General features: G+C 71.2%; 18 protein-coding genes. 5 read left to right on the top strand and 13 right to left on the bottom strand.

Annotation, left to right across the window (positions count from 1 at the left end; all coding sequences use genetic code 11):
* Positions 1-116: 116 nt before the first annotated feature.
* The 4 genes from ABWV20_RS04935 to ABWV20_RS04950 are packed head-to-tail and all read right to left on the bottom strand — an operon-like array spanning position 117 to position 3,682.
* The gene (locus ABWV20_RS04935) at positions 117-1,082 is read right to left on the bottom strand and encodes a phosphoribosylaminoimidazolesuccinocarboxamide synthase (RefSeq protein WP_353353712.1); all 966 of its coding nucleotides are present in this window, start codon (positions 1,080-1,082) and stop codon (positions 117-119) included.
* Positions 1,079-1,714: an RNA polymerase sigma factor gene (locus ABWV20_RS04940; RefSeq protein ID WP_353353713.1), complete on the bottom strand. Its 636-nt coding sequence runs from the start codon at positions 1,712-1,714 to the stop codon at positions 1,079-1,081. Before ABWV20_RS04940 ends, ABWV20_RS04935 begins: the two co-directional genes overlap by 4 nt.
* 36 nt (positions 1,715-1,750) lie before the next feature.
* Entirely contained in the window at positions 1,751-3,028 is a 1,278-nt protein-coding gene (purD, locus tag ABWV20_RS04945; protein ID WP_353353714.1) for a phosphoribosylamine--glycine ligase, read from the bottom strand.
* A gap of 18 nt (positions 3,029-3,046) precedes the next feature.
* Positions 3,047-3,682: a GNAT family N-acetyltransferase gene (locus ABWV20_RS04950; RefSeq protein ID WP_353353715.1), complete on the bottom strand. Its 636-nt coding sequence runs from the start codon at positions 3,680-3,682 to the stop codon at positions 3,047-3,049.
* A 62-nt stretch (positions 3,683-3,744) separates the two neighbouring features.
* Between ABWV20_RS04950 and ABWV20_RS04955 the strand changes: the two genes are divergently transcribed.
* Positions 3,745-5,994 (top strand): HelD family protein, encoded by a 2,250-nt coding sequence (locus ABWV20_RS04955; protein WP_353353716.1) that lies wholly within the window; start codon positions 3,745-3,747, stop codon positions 5,992-5,994.
* 506 nt (positions 5,995-6,500) lie between these two features.
* Here the strand turns inward: ABWV20_RS04955 and lysS are convergent.
* The 5 genes from lysS to ABWV20_RS04980 all read right to left on the bottom strand — a co-directional run bounded on the left by lysS (position 6,501) and on the right by ABWV20_RS04980 (position 11,968).
* On the bottom strand, positions 6,501-8,330 hold the full coding sequence (gene lysS, locus ABWV20_RS04960) for a lysine--tRNA ligase (RefSeq protein WP_353353717.1): 1,830 nt from the start codon (positions 8,328-8,330) through the stop codon (positions 6,501-6,503).
* 12 nt (positions 8,331-8,342) lie between these two features.
* Complete coding sequence (locus ABWV20_RS04965; protein ID WP_353353718.1) at positions 8,343-9,647, bottom strand: adenylosuccinate synthase; 1,305 nt, start codon at positions 9,645-9,647, stop codon at positions 8,343-8,345.
* Positions 9,648-9,780: 133 nt separating this feature from the next.
* Positions 9,781-10,224, bottom strand: a complete 444-nt coding sequence (locus ABWV20_RS04970; RefSeq protein ID WP_353353719.1) for a DUF6188 family protein — start codon at positions 10,222-10,224, stop codon at positions 9,781-9,783.
* Complete coding sequence (locus ABWV20_RS04975; RefSeq protein WP_353353720.1) at positions 10,221-11,603, bottom strand: WXG100 family type VII secretion target; 1,383 nt, start codon at positions 11,601-11,603, stop codon at positions 10,221-10,223. Before ABWV20_RS04975 ends, ABWV20_RS04970 begins: the two co-directional genes overlap by 4 nt.
* On the bottom strand, positions 11,600-11,968 hold the full coding sequence (locus tag ABWV20_RS04980; RefSeq protein ID WP_353353721.1) for a hypothetical protein: 369 nt from the start codon (positions 11,966-11,968) through the stop codon (positions 11,600-11,602). Before ABWV20_RS04980 ends, ABWV20_RS04975 begins: the two co-directional genes overlap by 4 nt.
* A gap of 93 nt (positions 11,969-12,061) precedes the next feature.
* Between ABWV20_RS04980 and ABWV20_RS04985 the strand changes: the two genes are divergently transcribed.
* The 3 genes from ABWV20_RS04985 (at position 12,062) to ABWV20_RS04995 (ending at position 13,827) form a co-directional block, all read left to right on the top strand.
* Complete coding sequence (locus ABWV20_RS04985; protein WP_353353722.1) at positions 12,062-12,967, top strand: diacylglycerol/lipid kinase family protein; 906 nt, start codon at positions 12,062-12,064, stop codon at positions 12,965-12,967.
* Between the two features lie 62 nt (positions 12,968-13,029).
* Positions 13,030-13,404 carry a helix-turn-helix transcriptional regulator gene (locus tag ABWV20_RS04990; RefSeq protein WP_353354186.1) on the top strand — a complete coding sequence of 125 codons (375 nt, stop codon included), beginning with the start codon at positions 13,030-13,032 and terminating at the stop codon, positions 13,402-13,404.
* A gap of 9 nt (positions 13,405-13,413) precedes the next feature.
* Positions 13,414-13,827, top strand: coding sequence for a VOC family protein (locus ABWV20_RS04995; protein WP_353353723.1), 414 nt, complete (start codon positions 13,414-13,416; stop codon positions 13,825-13,827).
* On the opposite strand, the gene ABWV20_RS05000 is transcribed toward ABWV20_RS04995, so the two are convergent.
* Complete coding sequence (locus ABWV20_RS05000; RefSeq protein WP_353353724.1) at positions 13,808-14,965, bottom strand: lysylphosphatidylglycerol synthase domain-containing protein; 1,158 nt, start codon at positions 14,963-14,965, stop codon at positions 13,808-13,810. The two genes, ABWV20_RS04995 and ABWV20_RS05000, sit on opposite strands and share 20 nt — an antisense overlap.
* 245 nt (positions 14,966-15,210) lie before the next feature.
* Between ABWV20_RS05000 and ABWV20_RS05005 the strand changes: the two genes are divergently transcribed.
* Positions 15,211-15,603 carry a cupin domain-containing protein gene (locus tag ABWV20_RS05005; protein WP_353353725.1) on the top strand — a complete coding sequence of 131 codons (393 nt, stop codon included), beginning with the start codon at positions 15,211-15,213 and terminating at the stop codon, positions 15,601-15,603.
* 12 nt (positions 15,604-15,615) lie between these two features.
* On the opposite strand, the gene ABWV20_RS05010 is transcribed toward ABWV20_RS05005, so the two are convergent.
* From ABWV20_RS05010 to ppk2, 3 genes are all read right to left on the bottom strand, one after another.
* Complete coding sequence (locus ABWV20_RS05010) at positions 15,616-16,011, bottom strand: VOC family protein (RefSeq protein WP_353353726.1); 396 nt, start codon at positions 16,009-16,011, stop codon at positions 15,616-15,618.
* A 122-nt stretch (positions 16,012-16,133) separates the two neighbouring features.
* On the bottom strand, positions 16,134-16,826 hold the full coding sequence (locus ABWV20_RS05015; RefSeq protein WP_353353727.1) for a Crp/Fnr family transcriptional regulator: 693 nt from the start codon (positions 16,824-16,826) through the stop codon (positions 16,134-16,136).
* Positions 16,827-16,863: 37 nt separating this feature from the next.
* A complete protein-coding gene (ppk2, locus tag ABWV20_RS05020) occupies positions 16,864-17,772 on the bottom strand; it encodes a polyphosphate kinase 2 (RefSeq protein WP_353353728.1) in 909 nt (302 codons plus the stop codon).
* Between the last annotated feature and the right edge of the window lie 28 nt (positions 17,773-17,800).

Raw genomic sequence — 17,800 nt, forward strand, 5'->3', positions numbered from 1 at the left:
CGCCCACCACGAACCCAGCCCCGGCCCGATCAGCGGTGGCCCCTGGCCCGCACGCCCACCACGAACCCAGCCCCGGCCCGATCAGCGGTGGCCCCTGGCCCGCACGCTGCACCGCCTCAGAAGGTCTCGCCGGTGAGCCGCTCGTAGGCCTCGACGTACTTCGCCCGCGTCTGCTCCACGACGTGCGCCGGCAGCTCGGGCGGCGCCTCGCCACTGGTCTTGGACCAGCCCGACTCGGGTGACGTCAGCCAGTCGCGGACGAACTGCTTGTCGTAGGACGGCTGCGGGTGACCCGGTTCCCAGAGGTCGGCGGGCCAGAAGCGGGACGAGTCCGGCGTGAGCACCTCGTCGGCGAGGACGAGCCCACCGGACCCGTCCGGCGACACCCCGAACTCGACCTTCGTGTCGGCGATCAGGATCCCCCGCTCGGCGGCGATCTCGTTGCCGCGCGCGAGGATCGCCCGGGTCAGTCGGGACACCTCAGCCGCGACGTCTGCGCCGAGCTCCGCCTCGACCTCGGCGTAGGTCATCGGCAGGTCGTGCTCGCCGACGGGCGCCTTCGTCGTGGGGGTGAAGACCGGCTCCGGCAGACGCGACCCGTCAACCAGCCTCTCGGGCAGCACCACTCCGGAGACCGAGCCTGCGGCGCGGTACTCCTCCAGGCCGCCCCCGGTGAGGTAGGCCCGCGCGATCGCCTCGACCTTGAGCATGTCGAGCTTGCGCACGAGCACGGCCCGCCCGGCCACGGCGGCCGGCACGTCGGTCGACACCACGTGGTTGGGGACGAGGTCGGACAGCTGGTCGAACCACCACAACGACAGCCGTGTCAGCACCGCGCCCTTGTCGGGGATCTCCGGCGACATCATCCAGTCGTAGGCCGAGAGCCGGTTCGACGCGACGAGCAGGAGCTGGTCGGGGACCAGCGCGCCGTCGTCGTCGACGGGGGCATAGAGGTCGCGGACCTTGCCGGAGTAGATGTGCTCGTAGCCGGGCAGGTGAAGAGGAAGGTCGGTCACGCGGACAGCCTGCCACCTGCTGAGTCGATCGGGCACGCCGCGCTCAGGGGGGATGGGCAGCGTCATGAGAGGGCCTCCTTGAGGGCGTCGATCTCGATCAGGTGGGTGAGGCTCTGCCGGGCGCGGTGCAGGCGCGACTTCACGGTCCCGTGCGGCACACCGAGGGCGGCCGCTGCCTCGGCGATGGAACAGTGCGACCAGACGACCAGCTCGATCGCCTCGCGCTGAACCGGGGGCAGACACTCCAACGCCCGGCGCACCTCGCTCATGCGTCGTTCGTCGTCGACGCGTGCAGCGGTGGCCCCGGCGTGGTCGGCGGCGACAGCACCGCCGGCGTCCGCCTCGATGCGTCCCTGGAGCAGCCACCGCCGGCGAGCGGAGCGCGCGAGGTTGGCGCACTCCTGGCTCGCCATCACGAGCAGCACAGCCCGTGCCGTCTCCGCCTCCAGCCGGTCGACCGTGCCGGCGCAGGCCCGGCGCCACACAGAGGTGAACGTCGCCTGGACGACGTCCTCTGCAGCCGCCCAGGACGCCGTGCGCCTGAAGGCGAAGTTGTACACGGCGTCGCAGTGCCGTCGGTAGAGCGCGGTCAGCGCGGCGCCGTCGCGGTCGGCCAGCCGCGACCACAGCACGCGGTCGGTCGGGCTGTCGTCCGGCACCGTCCTCGGCCCTCCTCGGATCACGGGGATCACGCTCATGCCTGGGAGAGTCCGGCTGAGGCCGGCAGGTTCGGGTCAGCGGACGGAAAGTTGGCCGCGCTCCGCCTTGAGCGCGATGTCGGTGCGGACGCGGGCTCCGGCGAGCTCGATGAGGGACACCGCGTCGTATGCCGCTGACCTTGCCTTCGTGAGGTCGCTGGCCACTGCGAGGACGTTGAGGACGCGCCCCCCGGCTGAGACGAGCGCGCCCGTCTCGTCGCGCTTCGTGCCGGCGTGCAGCACGACGACCCCGGGGATCTCGGCGGCGGCGTCGAGCCCGGTGATGGGGTCGCCGGTCCGCGGTGCCTCCGGGTATCCGTCGGAGGCGATGACGACGACGACCGCGTGGTCGTCCGACCAGCGCAGCCGGCCGAAGCCCTCCAGCTCGCCGGTGGCCGCGGCGAAGAGCAGCTGGGCGAAGGGCGACTCGAGCAGCGCGAAGCTCGCGTGCCCGTCGGGGTCGCCGAAACGGGCGTTGAACTCGATGACCTTGGGTCCACGGGCCGTGAGCGCCAGCCCGACGTAGAGCGTCCCCACGAAGGGTGTGCCGCGGCGGTGCATCTCGTCGATCGTCGGCTGCGCGACCCGGGCGATGATCTCGTCGGCGAGACCGCGGGGTGCCCAGTCGAGCGGGGCATAGGCCCCCATGCCGCCGGTGTTGGGGCCGAGGTCACCGTCGCCGATCCGTTTGAAGTCCTGGGCCGGCAGGAGCGCCACGACCCGGGTGCCGTCGGAGATGCAGAAGACCGACACCTCGGGGCCGTCGAGGAACTCCTCGACGACGACGCGCCCACCGTCCTTGGCGAGGCAGCGCTCGGCGTGGCGCAGCGCGTCCTCGCGGGAGTCGGTGACGAGGACGCCCTTGCCCGCAGCGAGTCCGTCGTCCTTGACGACGTGCGGGGTGCCGAGCGAGTCGAGAGCGGACGCCACCTCGTCCAGGCTCGTGCAGACGTGGGCCAGGGCGGTCGGCACCTCGGCGGCCGCCATGACCTCCTTGGCGAAGGACTTGCTGCCCTCGAGCATCGCGGCCGCAGCGGAAGGTCCGAACACCGCGAAGCCGGCTGAGCGGCATACGTCCGCCACTCCTGCCACGAGCGGCGCCTCCGGGCCGACGACGACCAGGTCGATGTCGTGCTCGCGCGCGAGCGCGGCGACGGCCTCGCCGTCGAGGATGTCGACGGGCACGCAGAGCGCGGTCGCGTCGATGCCGGGGTTGCCCGGCGCCGCGATGACCGCGTCCACCTCCGGGTCGGCCGCGATGGCCTTGACGAGGGCGTGCTCACGGGCACCGGAACCGAGGACGAGGACCTTCACGGCGGCCAGCCTATTGGCTCACTCTCCGAGGCGACGACGCAGTCCGGCGCGCACCTGCGGCCACTCGTCGACGAGGATCGAATGGACCGCCGAGTCGCGCCAGCTGCCGTCCGGCCGGCGCACGTCGCGGCGGGTGATCCCCTCGAACGTCGCTCCGAGCTTGACGATGGCGGCCCGCGACCGGGCGTTGACGACGTCGGTCTGCAGCTTCACCCGGCCGAAGCCGCAGGTCTCGAAGGCGTGGGCGAGCAGGAGGAACTTCGCCTCCGGGTTGACGGCGGTGCCCCACCAGCGTGAGCCGTACATCGTCCAGCCGAGGTGGACGTGCTCCCGTTCCGTGTCGACGTCGCCCAACGAGGTGGTGCCCACCACGGTGCCGGCCGCGCCGAGCCCCGAGTCCTCGACGAGGCGGATCGTGTAGGCAGTGCGACCCGTCCCGTCCGGCTGCCGCGCGGCGATCGCGGCCGCCACGACGGCCTCGAGCTGCGCCATCGACGCGGGCGGTTGGGCCATCTGGTAGCCCTGCGAGTAGACCACCGGATCGCGGTGGACCGGCCAGAGTCCGCCGGCGTCCTCGGGCCGCATCAGGTCGAGTCGCACGACGCGGCCGACGAGCGGGTGACCCGTTGGTGGGATGCAACGGTTGGCAGCCATGGCATGACAGTAGACTTGATGGTTCCCGCGCCCCCACTCCGGGCGCCCCGTTGAACCATTGGATGGCAGTGAGCTCTTCGTCCGCCCAGACCCGTTCGGCCAGCGCGCCCGACCACGACAGCGCCGTCCCGGACGTCGTCGCGCAACAGATCGCGATCGAGCAGTCGCACGTCGACCGCGTCTTCGCCGAGCTCGAGAAGGCCGGGTTGCGCGCCGACGTGGTCAAGGCCGAGGGCCTGGCGCGCACCCAGTTCGGTCGGTCCGTCGAGACGGGCGACGCGGAGGGGGCGGGTCTCTTCGAGCGCGACGCCCTGATGTTCCACGCGGCCCGGCGGCGCAGCATGCTCGACACGCAGTACGAAGGCCTCGTGTTCGGCCGGCTCGACATCGACCACGACATGGGCAGCGCGGCCACGAGCGAGGACCGGGAGGTCCGCTACATCGGGCGCCTGGGAGTGCGCGACGACGACTACGAGCCGCTCGTCATCGACTGGCGCGCCCCGGCTGCCTCGCCGTTCTACCGCGCCACTCCCGTGCAGCCGATGGGTGTCATCCGGCGCCGGGTCCTGCGCAGCAAGGGCCCGCGGGTCATCGGGGTCGAGGACGACCTCATGGTGCCCGAGGCCCCGGACGACCTCGTCGTCGTCGGCGACGGTGCCCTCATGGCCGCGCTGACCCGCTCTCGCGGCGAGCGGATGCGTGACATCGTCGCGACGATCCAGGCACACCAGGACGAGGCGATCCGGGCCAGCGCGCGTGGCATCACCGAGATCACCGGCGGCCCCGGGACCGGCAAGACGGTGGTCGCCCTGCACCGCGCTGCCTACCTGCTCTACTCCGAGCGGCGCCGCTTCGAGTCCGGCGGGATCCTCGTCGTCGGCCCCTCCGGCGCCTACACCGCCTACATCGAGCGGGTCCTGCCGTCGCTCGGTGAGGAGTCGGTGACGCTCCGCGCCCTCGGCGACGTCGTCGACGCCGTGGACACGGAGCGCCTCGACCCGCCGGAGGTCGCCCGGCTCAAGGGGTCGACCCGGATCCGCACCCTGCTGGCCAACGCCGCCCGGGGCCGCGTCCCGGAGGGGCCGACCGAGTTCCGTGCCTTCGTCGCTGGGCGGGCCGTGCGCCTCGAGGCCCGCGTCCTCGACCGGATCCGCGCGCAGGTGCTGCGCCAGCACCAGCGCAACCTCGCAGCCGCGGCCGCGGAGGCCGCGTTGGGTGAGGCGGCCTGGGCCTCGCTGGGCATCACCGGGGACCGTGAGGCCAAGCAGGAGTTCCTCGACAAGTGGGAGGACCACCTCGACGTCGAGGCGTTCATGGCGACGTGGTGGCCGCAGGTCGACCCGCGCGAGGTCCTGCTCTGGCTCACCGACCGCGACCTGGTCCGCCGCCACGCCCGCGGGTCCCTCGACGACAGGTCGGCCGGCCTGCTCGCCGAGTCCTTCGCCACGGCCCTCGAGACCGGCACCTGGTCGGTGGCCGACGTCGCGCTCATCGACGACCTCGCCGGCCGGCTCGGGCCGGTGCAGGACGCTCCGAAGGAGGAGCGCGGCTTCTACGAGATCGAGGAGCTCGAGGACCTCAGCCAGTACGGCGTCACCGAGGTGCAGCCCGTCTCGGGCCCGCGCGAGACCCGCGCCGAGGTCATCGCCGAGGACCCGCGCGGACGCCTGCTCGCCGGCCGCGTCGGCAAGCCGGACGAGTACGCCCATGTTCTCGTCGACGAGGCACAGGACCTGTCCCCGATGCAGTGGCGGATGGTCGGGCGGCGCGGCCGGCACGCCTCCTGGACGGTCGTCGGCGACGCCGCGCAGGCCTCGTGGACCGATCTCGAGGAGGCGGCAGCGGCTCGCGACGAGGCGTTGGGGACGCAGTCGCGCCAGCGGTTCCACATGGACACCAACTACCGCAACGCGCGCGAGATCTTCGACTATGCCGCCCAGATCGTCCGCCGGCAGGTGCCCGACGCCGACATCCCCAACGCGGTCCGCGAGACGGGACACGACGTCGTCGAGGGACCGCTCGGTCCGGACCCGGTCGCGTCAGTGCGGGAGGCGGTCGCTGAGCTCCTCGAGCAGGTGGCCGGGTCGATCGCGGTCGTCACCCCCGAGCCGTATGCCGCTGGGCTGGCTCCGCTCGCCGGCTCGGGAGCGGGTCGTGTCCAGGTCGTCGACCCGATGTCGACGAAGGGCCTGGAGTATGACGCCGTGGTCGTGGTCGACCCCGACCAGATCGCCCGCGAGTCCCCCGGTGGAGTTCGGGTCCTGTACGTCGCCCTGACGCGAGCGGCCCACCGCATGGCCGTCCTGTCCTGACTGAGCGGCTCCCGCCTCTCGGCTCCCCCCGGCTCCCTGGGAGGCCACGGTCTGAGAGGCTTCTCACCCGCTGCGCAGATTGCCCGGCTTGTCCAAGGTAAAGACTTGTTCAAGGAATGCCAGATCCGTGGAATTCACCGTTCCGGGCGAGGGATGATGTGTGGGACGTCGACGGCGTGCGAACCACCCACCCTCCCCGCCGGTCTCTCCCCCCCGAGGCCCCGTCGACGTCCGGCGCAGTCGCGGTCTCCGCGAGCTCGCACCGGGCGGGGGACGTGATGCACCCCCCCTGCATCTCGACCCCCGCCCAGCACCACCACCCACCCAGTCGAAGCCCCGGATCACAACGACGTGGCCGGGGCCTTCGCATGCCCAACGACGATCGAGAGAGCAGTTCGCGACAGGTGGTGCGTGGGTCTCCCCCGCACTCCGTGTCGCGAACTGCTCTCTCGATCGGTGTCGCGAACTGCTCTCTCGATCGGTGTCGCGAACTGCTCTCTCGATGCTCAGGCGGCGCCCAGGAGCCTCCGGACCCGTTCCGCGCCGACGGCGAGCAGCAGCGTGGGGAGCCTGGGACCGGTGTCCTTCGACACGAGCAGCCGGTAGAGGAGCGCGAAGAAGGCCCGTTGCGCCCTGGACAGCTCCGGGTCCTTGACCTTCGCCTCCGGGTCGAGGCCGCGCTGGATCTTCGGGACGGCATAGACGAGGTGGGTCAGACCGTCGAGGGACCAGTGTCGGTCGAGGCCGTCGACGAGCAGGCGCAGGGACTCACGCTGATCGTCGTCGAGGCTGCCGAGCAGCTCGGCGTCCGGCTCGTCGCGGACGATGGTCCGGTCCTCGGCCGGCACGTAGCCGAGCATCCACCGCTCGGCGCAGTCGAGCCGGGGCCGCAGGTCATCCGTCGACGTGATCGGGTTGGTCGGGTCCAGATCGGAGAGGATGCGCACGGCCTGGGCCTCGTCGCCCTGGGTGATGTCGATGACCGAGGCGATCGTCCGGAAGGGCATCGGCCGCGGCGTCGTCGGCAGCGGGCGGACCCCCTCGCCGGTGGCGACCGTCGTGGCCCGCAGGTGGGCGGCCACATCGCCGGGCTGCGGCCCGCCATCCGGGCCAGCCTCGATCTTGCGGACCAGCGCGTCCCACTCGTCGTAGAGGCGCTGCAGCTCCGGGCCGAAGGCGACGTCGAAGCTCTGGTTGGGACGGCGGCGGGCATAGAGCCAGCGCAGCACCTGCGGCTCCATCACCTCGAGGGCGTCGTTGGGGATCGGCACGCCACCCTTCGACGAGCTCATCTTGGCCATGCCGGCGATGCCGACGAAGGCGTACATCGGCCCGATCGGGCGCTCCCAGCCGAAGATCGGCGCGAGGTCCTTGCCGACGACGAAGCTCGAGCCGGGGCTCTGGTGGTCGACGCCGGACGGCTCGAAGAGGACGCGCTCGTGGCCCCAGCGCATCGGCCAGTCGACCTTCCACACGAGCTTGCCGTTGGTGAAGGTGTCGAGGTTGACCTGCTCGACGTGGCCGCACTTGGCGCACTCGTAGGTGAGGTCGTGGGAGTCGTCGTCGTAGGCCGTCACGGTCGTGAAGTCGGTGGCGCAGACTGAGCAGAACGGCTTGAAGGGGTAGTAGCCCGCCCGGCCCTCGCTGCCGTCGTCCTCCGTGGCGGCCCCCGACCCGCGCTCCGCCTCGGTGGCGGCCGCTGCCTGCTCCTCGGTGAGCTTCTGCTGTTGCCCCGACCCGTGGTCCTGCCGCTTGCCCTTGCCGCTCGCGCGCTGCCTGGCCTCGGCGGCAGCCTCGAGCGTGCGGTAGCGCCCGAGGACAGTGTCGATGATGCCGCGCTCGCGCATCGCCTGAAGGACCTGCGCACGGTAGACCCCGGCGCGGTACTGCTCGGTCTGGCTGATCTGGCGCACCTCGATCCCGGTCGCCGCCATGGCCTCGAGGAGCGGCGCCTTGAAGTGCTCGGCCCAGTTCGGGTGCGCAGACCCCTGAGGAGCAGGCACCGACGTTAAGGGCTTGCCGACGTGCTCCTCCCACGACTCGTCGACCCCCGCGAGGCCCTTGGGGACCCGGCGGAATCGGTCGAAGTCGTCCCAAGAGAGGAGGTGTTCGCAGGCGACCCCACGGCGCTTGATCTCGTCCGCCACGAGGTGCGGCGTGATCAGCTCCCGGAAGTTGCCGAGGTGGATCGGCCCCGAGGGGCTGATGCCGGACGCGCAGATGATGGTCTCGATCCCGCGGCGCTGTGCTTCGGCGATGACCTCGTCGGCCAGTCGCGTCACCCAGTCCTCGGGCGCAACCGTGTCGACGACGTGCTCAGAACTATCGATGCTCAACAGGGTTCGCTCTCAGGACGTGGGGTTGAGGGGGTGACGCTCGATGATCTCGTCACGGCCGGGGCCGACGCCGATCGCCGAGACCCTGGCCCCGATGAGCTCCTCGACGCGCAGGACATAGCGCTGCGCCGCCTCCGGCAGCTCCTCGAAGGTCCGGCACGCGGAGATGTCCTCCCACCAGCCGTCGAGCTCCTCGTAGACCGGCTTCGCGTGGTGGAAGTCGCTCTGGTTGACCGGCATCTCGTCGTGCCGCACGCCCTCGACCTCGTAGGCGACGCAGACCGGCACCTTCTCGAGCCCGGTGAGGACGTCGAGCTTGGTGATGACGAAGTCGGTCACCCCATTGATCCGGGTCGCATAGCGGCCGACCACCGTGTCGAGCCAGCCGCACCGGCGCGGGCGGCCCGTGGTGGTGCCGTACTCAGCACCCGTCTTGCGGAGGAACTCGCCGTTGTCGTCGTGCAGCTCGGTGGGGAAGGGCCCCTCCCCGACCCGCGTCGTGTAGGCCTTGAGGATCGCGATGACCGAGTCGATCCGGGTCGGCGGAACCCCCGACCCGGTGCAGGCGCCGGCCGAGACGGCGTTGCTCGAGGTCACGTAGGGGTACGTCCCGTGGTCGACGTCGAGCAGGGTCGCCTGCCCCGCCTCGAAGAGGACGGTCTCGCCGCGGTCGAGAGCCTGGCTCAGCACGAGCGACGCGTCGCTGACCATGGGAGCGAGCCGAGCGGCATACGACAGCAGCTCGGTCACCACCTCGTCGACGTCGGCCGCACGCGTGTTGTAGATCTTGGCGAGCACCTGGTTCTTGAACGCGAGCGCGGCCTCGACCTTCTGGCGCAGGATGTGCTCGTCGTAGAGGTCCTGGACACGGATGCCGATGCGGCTCATCTTGTCGGCGTACGTCGGCCCGATGCCGCGCCCCGTCGTGCCGATCTTGCGCTTGCCGAGAAACCGCTCGGTCACCTTGTCGAGGGTGCGGTTGTAGGGCGGGATGAGGTGCGCGTTGGCGCTGACCTGCAGCTTGCTCGTGTCGACGCCGCGCGCCTCGAGCCCGTCGAGCTCCTCGAAGAGGACGGCGAGGTCGATGACGACACCGTTGCCGATGACCGGGGTGACGTTCGGGGAGAGGATGCCGGAGGGGAGCAGGTGCAGGGCGTACTTCTCCCGCTTGCTGTCCTGCTCGATGACGACGGTGTGGCCGGCGTTGTTGCCGCCGTTGAACTTGACGACGTAGTCGACGCTGCTGCCGAGCAGGTCGGTCGCCTTGCCCTTTCCTTCATCACCCCACTGCGCTCCGACGAGCACGATTGCCGGCATCAGTCCGCCTTCCATTCGCCTGCTGAGCCACCGGCAAGGTTATCGGTTCGTGACACCTGCCCCTTCCGCGTGTTCACAGACCATGCCGTATGCCGCTGGGCTGAGCCCGCGCCCAGGGCTCGCTGCAGGGCCGTCAGGGGACGTCGAGGGCTGTTGACCCCCCGTTGATGAACGCGTCGATACCCCACATCTCCCACGGGGTGAAGGCGTAGTCGCTGGCGACCGCGATCCTCCCCCTCGGCGTCACGAGGGCCAGATCGCGCGTGTCGGCCTTGTAGTGCATCTCCGTCACGGTCTCGCCGACGAGGTCACGGAGCTCGGGCGTCAGGTACTTGTCGTCCGGCAGCACGTCGGAGATGAACTCGAACTGCCTCACCTCTCCCGACGGCAGGACGACGCAGGAGGGGCCCTCGAAGTTGACCCGCCATCCCGAGCTGAGGCTCACGCGGAGAGTGCAGTCGAGGGCGATGTGCCTGATCTTGGCTCCCGTCAGGTCGGGGAGGAGGTCGGGCAGCGGGTCGCCGGTGAAGCGGGGGTCGAAGAGCTCCTCGATGTTCACGGGGGGTTCCAGGTTCACGGGGGGTTCCATCCTGTCGGGGTGTCGTAGGTGCCGTCTGGCCTGATGTGGTGGTGGGTCTCGGCGTGCGAGCCGGGCTTGCCGTCGAGCTTCAGTGGCTGCCCGCCCTCGTTGAAAAAGCGGACGTAGCCGTGCGGGTAGTCGATGGTGACCCGCTCGCCGGCCGCTCCTCCGCCGGAGTGCCGCTGGCCGGGATCGTTGATGCGCATGGAGTTCGGGGTGCAGACCTTCGGGGGCGGGCACCGGTCCTGCGGTCGTTGCCAGACCACCCCGTTGCCGTCGTTGGCGATGTGCCCCTTCCACGTCGACCCAGCCGCCCGCGGGCGCAAGGAGTCGGGGATCGGTTGCCCGCCCATCCCGTGGGTGCCGTGCTTGAGCTGGACCTCCTTGAGAAGCATCGAGTCGTTCGCGGCGGCGTGCTTGCCGAGCTGAACCGCCGAGGCCGAGGCCGTGACGGCGCCGCTCGCGATGAGGCCCGCGGAGACGCCATGGACCGGCACCCCGGCCGCGACGCCTGCGCCCGTCAGGTCGAGGGCGACCCCACCGACCTGGCCTCCCGTCCCGAGGATGATCTGGCCGACCCCCACCCCCATGCCGACGACGTCCTCGGGATGCTCGGCCACGGCCTCCACGACGTCAGCAGCGGTGTTGACCACGGGGACGACCACGTGGTTCCAGCCCGCGGTGGCTGCCTCTGCCGCGGCCTCGCGCACCGTGTCCCACCAGTCCGGCTCGGGTGCCTCGTGCTCCCGCTGCTCCGGGGGCCGGAGCGCGTCCTGCAGGAGACCCACGGTGAGCGGCAGCCCCTCGAGCATCCGCACGCCAGCGACGTCGCCGCCCGGCGGCGTGAGCCGCTGGAGGGTTGCAGCGCATCGGGTGGCCGCGGCCGTGAGGTCGCTCTGGACCCGGGCTCGCTCGCGGCCGACAGCGGTCAGCCCAGCCGCCCGGCCTGCGTCGGCCCTCGCGATCGCAGCGGCTCGCAGGGTCGGCTCGAGACCGTTGGCCTGAGCAGCCGCAACCGCGTGCGCGTGCTCGTCGAGGACTGCGTCGGCGCGGGCGCCGAGGCGCCGAGAGGCGGCCTGCGCTCTCTCCAGCTCGTCGGCATAGCCGCGCAAGGCTCGGGCGCCGGCTCCCAGCTGGGGCAGCACCGCACCGCACCGGGCCGCCAGGGTCGCGATCTCCGTCCTCGCCGCCGTTGCCGCGGGGCCGCTCCAGGCAAGGTCCACGTCCTCGACGGCGGTTCCGCGCACCAAGGCCGTGGCCTGTCCGGCGTCGGCAGCCCGGCCCAGTCGGTCCGCGGCGGCGCGCAGCTCGGTCGGGTGCCCCTTCGGGATGGTGACCAGTCCGGCGCCGTCGTTGCGATCAGCGGGCAGTCTCATGGCGCCGATCTGACCGCCGCGATGTCTGCAGCCGCCGCCGGCCCGACCGCACCGGGCACTGGGAGCCCGCTCCTCCCCAGGGCTGCAGCCGCCTCGAGCTCGGTCTCGTGCGCCGACTGCCTGGCCCAGCTCAGCTTCCGCCCGATCGCGGCTGAGGCAGCGGCGGACACGTCGAGGACTTCCAGGTGGGTGCGCACGAACCGGTCCACCGTCTCTCGAAGGTGCACGTCCTCGTCGGCAAGCGCGTGCACGGCCAGCCGCCCGGCGTGGGCCGTGGTGACGGCACAGTGGCGCAGCACGTCGTCGCTGGAGTAGAGGCTGAGGCCCGGACTGGTCAAGGCTCCCTCATCGATTGCGTATCTCACGGGATCAAACGTATGCAAACAGCGTCAAACGAGAGGCGGGTTGTCCACAGCACACTCGACAACCCCGCCGCTGTCGTGGGGCAGACTCGTCCCGTGCACGTCGCCGTCGTGGCAAACCCCGTTGGCGCCCCGACACGCGCCGTGACCCTCATCCAGGACGCCTGCCGCGTCCGAGGGTGGCCGCCCCCGACCGTCCGGGAGACGACGGTCCTCGAACCGGGGGCGCGCCAGGCCCGAGCCGCGCTCAGCGAGGGCGCCGAGCTCGTGGTCGTCTGCGGGGGCGACGGGACGGTCCGCGAGGTGGCAGCCGTCCTGGCCGGCACCGGAGTTGCCCTGGGCGTCGTCCCGCTCGGGACTGCCAACCTCTATGCCCGCAACCTGCACCTGCCTTTCCGCTCCGTCCCCAGAGCAGTGGAGATCGCCCTCGACGGCGAGTCCCGTGACGTCGACCTCGGCCGGGCGTCGTGGGGCCGGCCCGATGGCACCGTCGGCTCCTCCGCCTTCGTGGTCCTGGCCGGCATCGGCCACGACGCCCGGACCATCGAGCTGGTCCGGCCCGGCCTGAAGCAGCACGCGCAGTGGATGGCCTACTTCGTGCCCGCCATCGTCACCCTGGGCTCGCCCCTCCTGCCCATGGCGATCAGCCGTGACGGCAGCCCGGCGGAGCGGCGCCGCGTGTGGTGCGTCCTGGCCGGGAACGTGGGTCGCATTCCGCTCGGCATCGAGGTCCTGCCCGGGGCGAGGGTCGACGACGGCCTGCTCCACCTTGCCGTCGTGGCCCCTCCGCGTGTCGTGGGCTGGGTCCCGATAGCACTCAAGGGGCTGTTGCACTGGCCGGGCCACGTCCCGGGCCTGGACTACTCGACCGCCCGGTCGGTGCGCGTGGAGACGGACGTTCCCCTGACCATCCACGTCGACGGGGATGAGCATGCCGGGGTGGTGTGGCTCGAGGGGACGGTCGAGCCCCGCGTCCTCCGCGTCCACCATCAGCGGCCCTGAGGTGCGATGGTGGTGAGGTGCTGATCGAGGACCTCGCCCGACTGCGCCGGGCTCGCGACACCATGGATCGCGACTACGCCGAGCCGCTCGATGTCGCCGCGCTGGCTCGCGTCGCGCTGATGTCGCCCGGACACTTCTCCCGCAGCTTCCGCACCGCCTTCGGTGAGACGCCCTACAGCTACCTGATGACCCGCCGGATCGAGCGCGCCAAGGCCCTCCTCCGGCGGGGTGACCTGTCCGTCACGGAGGTGTGCTTCGCCGTCGGCTGCACCTCGCTCGGCTCGTTCAGCTCACGGTTCACGGAGCTGGTGGGCGAGACCCCGAGCGCCTACCGGGCCCGCAACCATGACGACGGGGCAGCGATCCCGCCGTGCATCTCCAAGCTCTACACCAGACCGGTCAGGATCCGAGAAGCCAAACCGTCGACCCGCCCCTAGCGTGAGCGCATGGCAATCACCCTCTCCACCTGCTTCATCGCCGTCGACGACCACGACACCGCGCTGCCCTTCTACCGAGACGTCCTCGGCCTCGAGGTCCGCAACGACGTCTCCTTCGAGGGGATGCGCTGGGTCACCGTCGGTTCGCCGGCCCAGCCGGACGTCTCCATCGTCCTCGAGCCGCCGCTGGCCGACCCGAACGCATCGGCCGCCGACCGCCAGGCGATGACCGAACTGCTGGCCAAGGGGCTGCTCCGGGCGGTGATCTTCTCGACGGATGACTGCGACTCGACCTTCGAGCGCATCCGAGCCGCGGGCGGCGAGGTGCTGCAGGAGCCGATCGACCAGCCCTACGGCGTCCGGGACTGCGCCTTCCGCGACCCGTCGGGAAACATGCTGCGCTTCAACCAGCCGCGAGCCTGACTCCTGTCGGGATCGCCTCCGGGCTCCGGCGCCGGCCGCGGGTCCGCAGGTGCCACCCGTATGCGAGGGCGCCTCCGGGGATCTCGCAGGCGAAGGTGAAGAAGCTGAAGAGCAGCACGCCCGCGACGGAGACGACGGGGTCACCGCCGAGGGCGATGAGCACCGCGGCCGTGCCCGTCTCCGCGAAACCGGTGCCCCCTGGGGTCAGGACCACCGTCGTCAGCATGCGCCCGCACGCGTACGCAGCGGTCACCTCCGCCCAGCCGAGCTCGCTGCCCACCACCGCGAGGCAGCCCCACATGAGGACTCCCTGGAGCACGACGTACGAGATCATCCCCACGACCAGGCCACCGCGACCGCGTCGCAGCAGCTCGACGGCACTCGCCCGCTGGGTCGCCAGCGCGTCCTCCAGTCCCTCCAGTCCCTCGAGCCGCTCGGTCGCCGGCCGGCCGATGACCCGGGCCAGTGAGCGCACCGACCCGGCAACGGCCGCGGTGAGCCGGGATGCGAAGGCGTCGTTTGCGAGAGCGGCGACGAGCAGCCCGACGACGAGGGCGCAGAATGCGGCACCCACACCGGCGGCGACGAGGACGGGGCCGCTGACTCGGGCCCCGACGACGAGGAGCCCGACCAGCCCGACGAGCGGCAGCGCCAGGCGGGCCAGGACGTTCCAGATGCCCGTGACCGCCGTGAAGAGGGCGATGGCGCCGTTCGTGAAGCCGTACTGTCGAGCCATCGCCCACGTGATGCCCACGCCGGCGGCACCACCGAAGGGCACGAGGTTGGACACGCCGCTGCCCACGAGGTTGAGCACGAAGCCCTGGCCCTTCGTCAGCCCCGGCAGTGACGCGGCCAGGACGAAGGAGTAGGCCCACAGACCGACCAGCCAGAGGCCGGTCAGGGCGGCCAGCTGCCAGAGCGGCACGGAGCCGACGGCGTGCAGCGTCGACTGCCACGACGCACCGGTCATCGCCGGCAGGACGAGGAGCAGGAGCACCACGAGGACCGCGAGCGAGGCACCGGTCTGGGCCGTGCGCCGGCCGGTCCATCGCGGACGTGGCGTGCGCTGGTCGGTCAGGGTGGGCGTCACGCGGGGGATCGTCCGGGCGGTCACGGGCTGCGTCGTCATGGTCGTCATGCGGGTGCTCTCTGGAGGGTTCGGTTCCGGACTGAAGAGCTCGGGAGGCGGCCAGGTGATACGCCACCGGCTCGTCCGGTTCTCGCATCTCCAGCCTCGGCCCTCATCGGCCAGCCCGACATTGGGGTCGACCCCGGTGTGGCTCAGGGTTTGCCCTGCCCTTTCCCGGCTGCGGTGCCTACGCTTGTGAATCGGCCCAACTGTCGCTGCCACTCGCCACGCCTGCGTCCAGAAAGGTTCCGCCCATGAGCGACCACGACCCCGCCCAGCCGTGCTCCGTCGTCGGCGCGGACGAGCTGACGACGGGCGACCCGACGCCCGGCATGACCCGCCACGTGGCACTGCACACCGAGACGATGTGGTCCGGCACCGTCGACACCGAGGCGGGTGCGGTGTCCGCCTGGCACCACCACGGTGAGCACGACACGACGATCTATGTCGTCTCCGGCCGGATGCGCCTCGAGTCCGGGCCCGGTGGTCACGAGGTCATCGAGGCGGAGCCGGGCGACTTCGTCCGTGTCCCCGCCGGCGCCATCCACCGCGAGTCCAACCCCGGCGGCGACACGTCGCACGCTGTCATCGTCCGGTGCGGCCACGGCACCCCGACGACCAACGTCGACGGTCCGGCGCCGGGCTGAGTCACCCCGGGCCTACCTCGCCTCGGGATCGGGCTGGTGGATGCCGAAGGTGTTGCCCTCGGGGTCGAGGTAGTAGCCCTGCCAGGCCATGCCGGTCAGCGCCATCTTGGGCAGCGCGACCTGTCCACCGGCGTCGAGGATCCGGCGCTCCGTCGCGTCGTAGTCCTCGACCCCCATGGTGCACACATAGGCGTTCGTGCCCTGCCCCTGACCTGGCGCAGGCGCGGGGCGCTGGAGCAGGCCACCGTTGATGCCCGGTTGATCGTCGGGTCCGGTGACGACGCCCCAGTACGGCGAGCCGGTGAACTGGCCGTAGTCCTCGAAGGACCAGTCGAAGACCGCTCCGTAGAACGCCTTCGCCCGTTCGAGGTCGTCGGCCTGGATCTCGAAGTGCACGACACGGGACATGCTGTCTCCTCAGGTGGCCGGTTCGGGTGAGAGCCCAGTGTCCGGCAATCCTGCCCAGCCTGACCAGACTCGGCCGGCAGCCCAGCGTGAGCCTGCCGTCGCGGCGCCCTGCCCGCGTCGGGTCACCGCACCCCCGACTCCGCGGCCGCCTCCAGGCCCGCGGGATCGATGACGACCACCTCGCTGCCGCGCACCGTGATGAGTCCGGCCTCGGTGAAGGCCGCCAGCCTGCGACTCAGCGTTTCCGGCGTCGTGCCGAGCAGGGAGGCGATGTCCTTCTTGGCCAGGGGCAGCCGGACGACGAGCCGCCCAGCCTGGTGCTGGGCCGGCAGCCCCATGAGGTATCCGGCGAGACGGGACTCGACGTCGGCGGAGGTGAGGTCGGCGATGAGCCGCTCGGCGGCATCGAGCCGGCTCGTCACCGTGTGCAGCATCCGCACCGCGATGTCGGGGAACTGCGCCACGAGCGTCGCCAGGTCCTGGTGCTCGAAGCTGCAGAGCTCGACATCGGTCAGCGCCGTGGCCCAGTCGTCCGGCCTGGCACCGGTCACGAAGGCCGTCTCCCCGATGAAGTCGCCCGGCTCGAGGACCCGCAGGAGCTGCTCGTGACCGTTCGGTGCCAGATGGCTGATCTTGACCCGGCCGTGGTGGACCACGAGCAGGTGTGAGACGTCCTCCCCCGGCCGGTGGATGGCCTCGCCGCGTCTCCGTCGGAGCGGCCGCGCGTGCGTGGCCACCTCCTCCTGCTCCTCGGGGGACAGCCCCGTGAAGAGCGGCACGATCCCCACGCACGACGTGCCGGGCCGATGACTCACGAGCGGGCTCCCTCCCCTCATCCGGCAGGCTCGCGGCCTAGGTGTCCGCGGGGTCCTTGACCAGGGTCGAGGCCCAGTCGGGGACGAACTTCGACACGGCGATGGGCGGTCGCTGGTAGCCGGTGCTCGGCAGCCGCCGGGGAAGCTGCACCTTGGCCCGCTGGTCGCCGACGTCGGCATAGGGGATCGAGGAGAGCAGGTGACGGATCATGTTGAGACGGGCCTGCTTCTTCGAGTCCGAGGCGACGTGGTGCCACGGCGCGAACGGCGTGTCCGTGTGCACCATCATCTCGTCCTTGGCGCGCGAGAAGTCTTCCCACCGGGTGATCGACTCGAGGTCGATCGGTGACAGCTTCCACTGGCGCAGCGGGTCGTGCAGCCGCTTCCGGAAGCGCTCGAGCTGCACGTCGTCCGACACCGAGAACCAGTACTTGCGCAGGTGGATGCCGTCATCGACGAGCATCTGCTCGAAGATCGGGCACTGCCGCATGAAGCGCTGATGCTCCTCCGGAGTGCAGAAGCCCATGACCTTCTCGACCCCGGCGCGGTTGTACCAGCTGCGGTCGAAGAGGACCATCTCGCCGGCCGCGGGCAGGTGCTCGATGTAGCGCTGGAAGTACCACTGGGTCTTCTCCCGCTCGGTCGGCGCAGGGAGAGCGGCGATCCGAGCGGCCCGCGGCGAGAGGTACTCGGTGATCCGTTTGATCGTGCCGCCCTTGCCGGCGGCGTCGCGACCCTCGAAGACGACGACGACCCGGGCCCCCGTGTCCTTGATCCACGTCTGGAGCTTGCCCAGCTCACCCTGCAGGCGGTAGAGCTCCGCCTCGTAGACCCGGGTCGGGATCTTCGTCGTCCGGAACCGGGCACCCTCGGACGCCTCGTCGCCGGCGCTCGCTCCCTGAGTCGCGGGGGGATCCTTCGGGACCGCGCTGTCCTTCGGCGTCATCCCGTCAGGCTAACCCCGTCGTCGTTCC

This window comes from Intrasporangium sp. DVR (assembly GCF_040365325.1).
In the GTDB taxonomy this organism is placed as follows: domain Bacteria; phylum Actinomycetota; class Actinomycetes; order Actinomycetales; family Dermatophilaceae; genus Intrasporangium.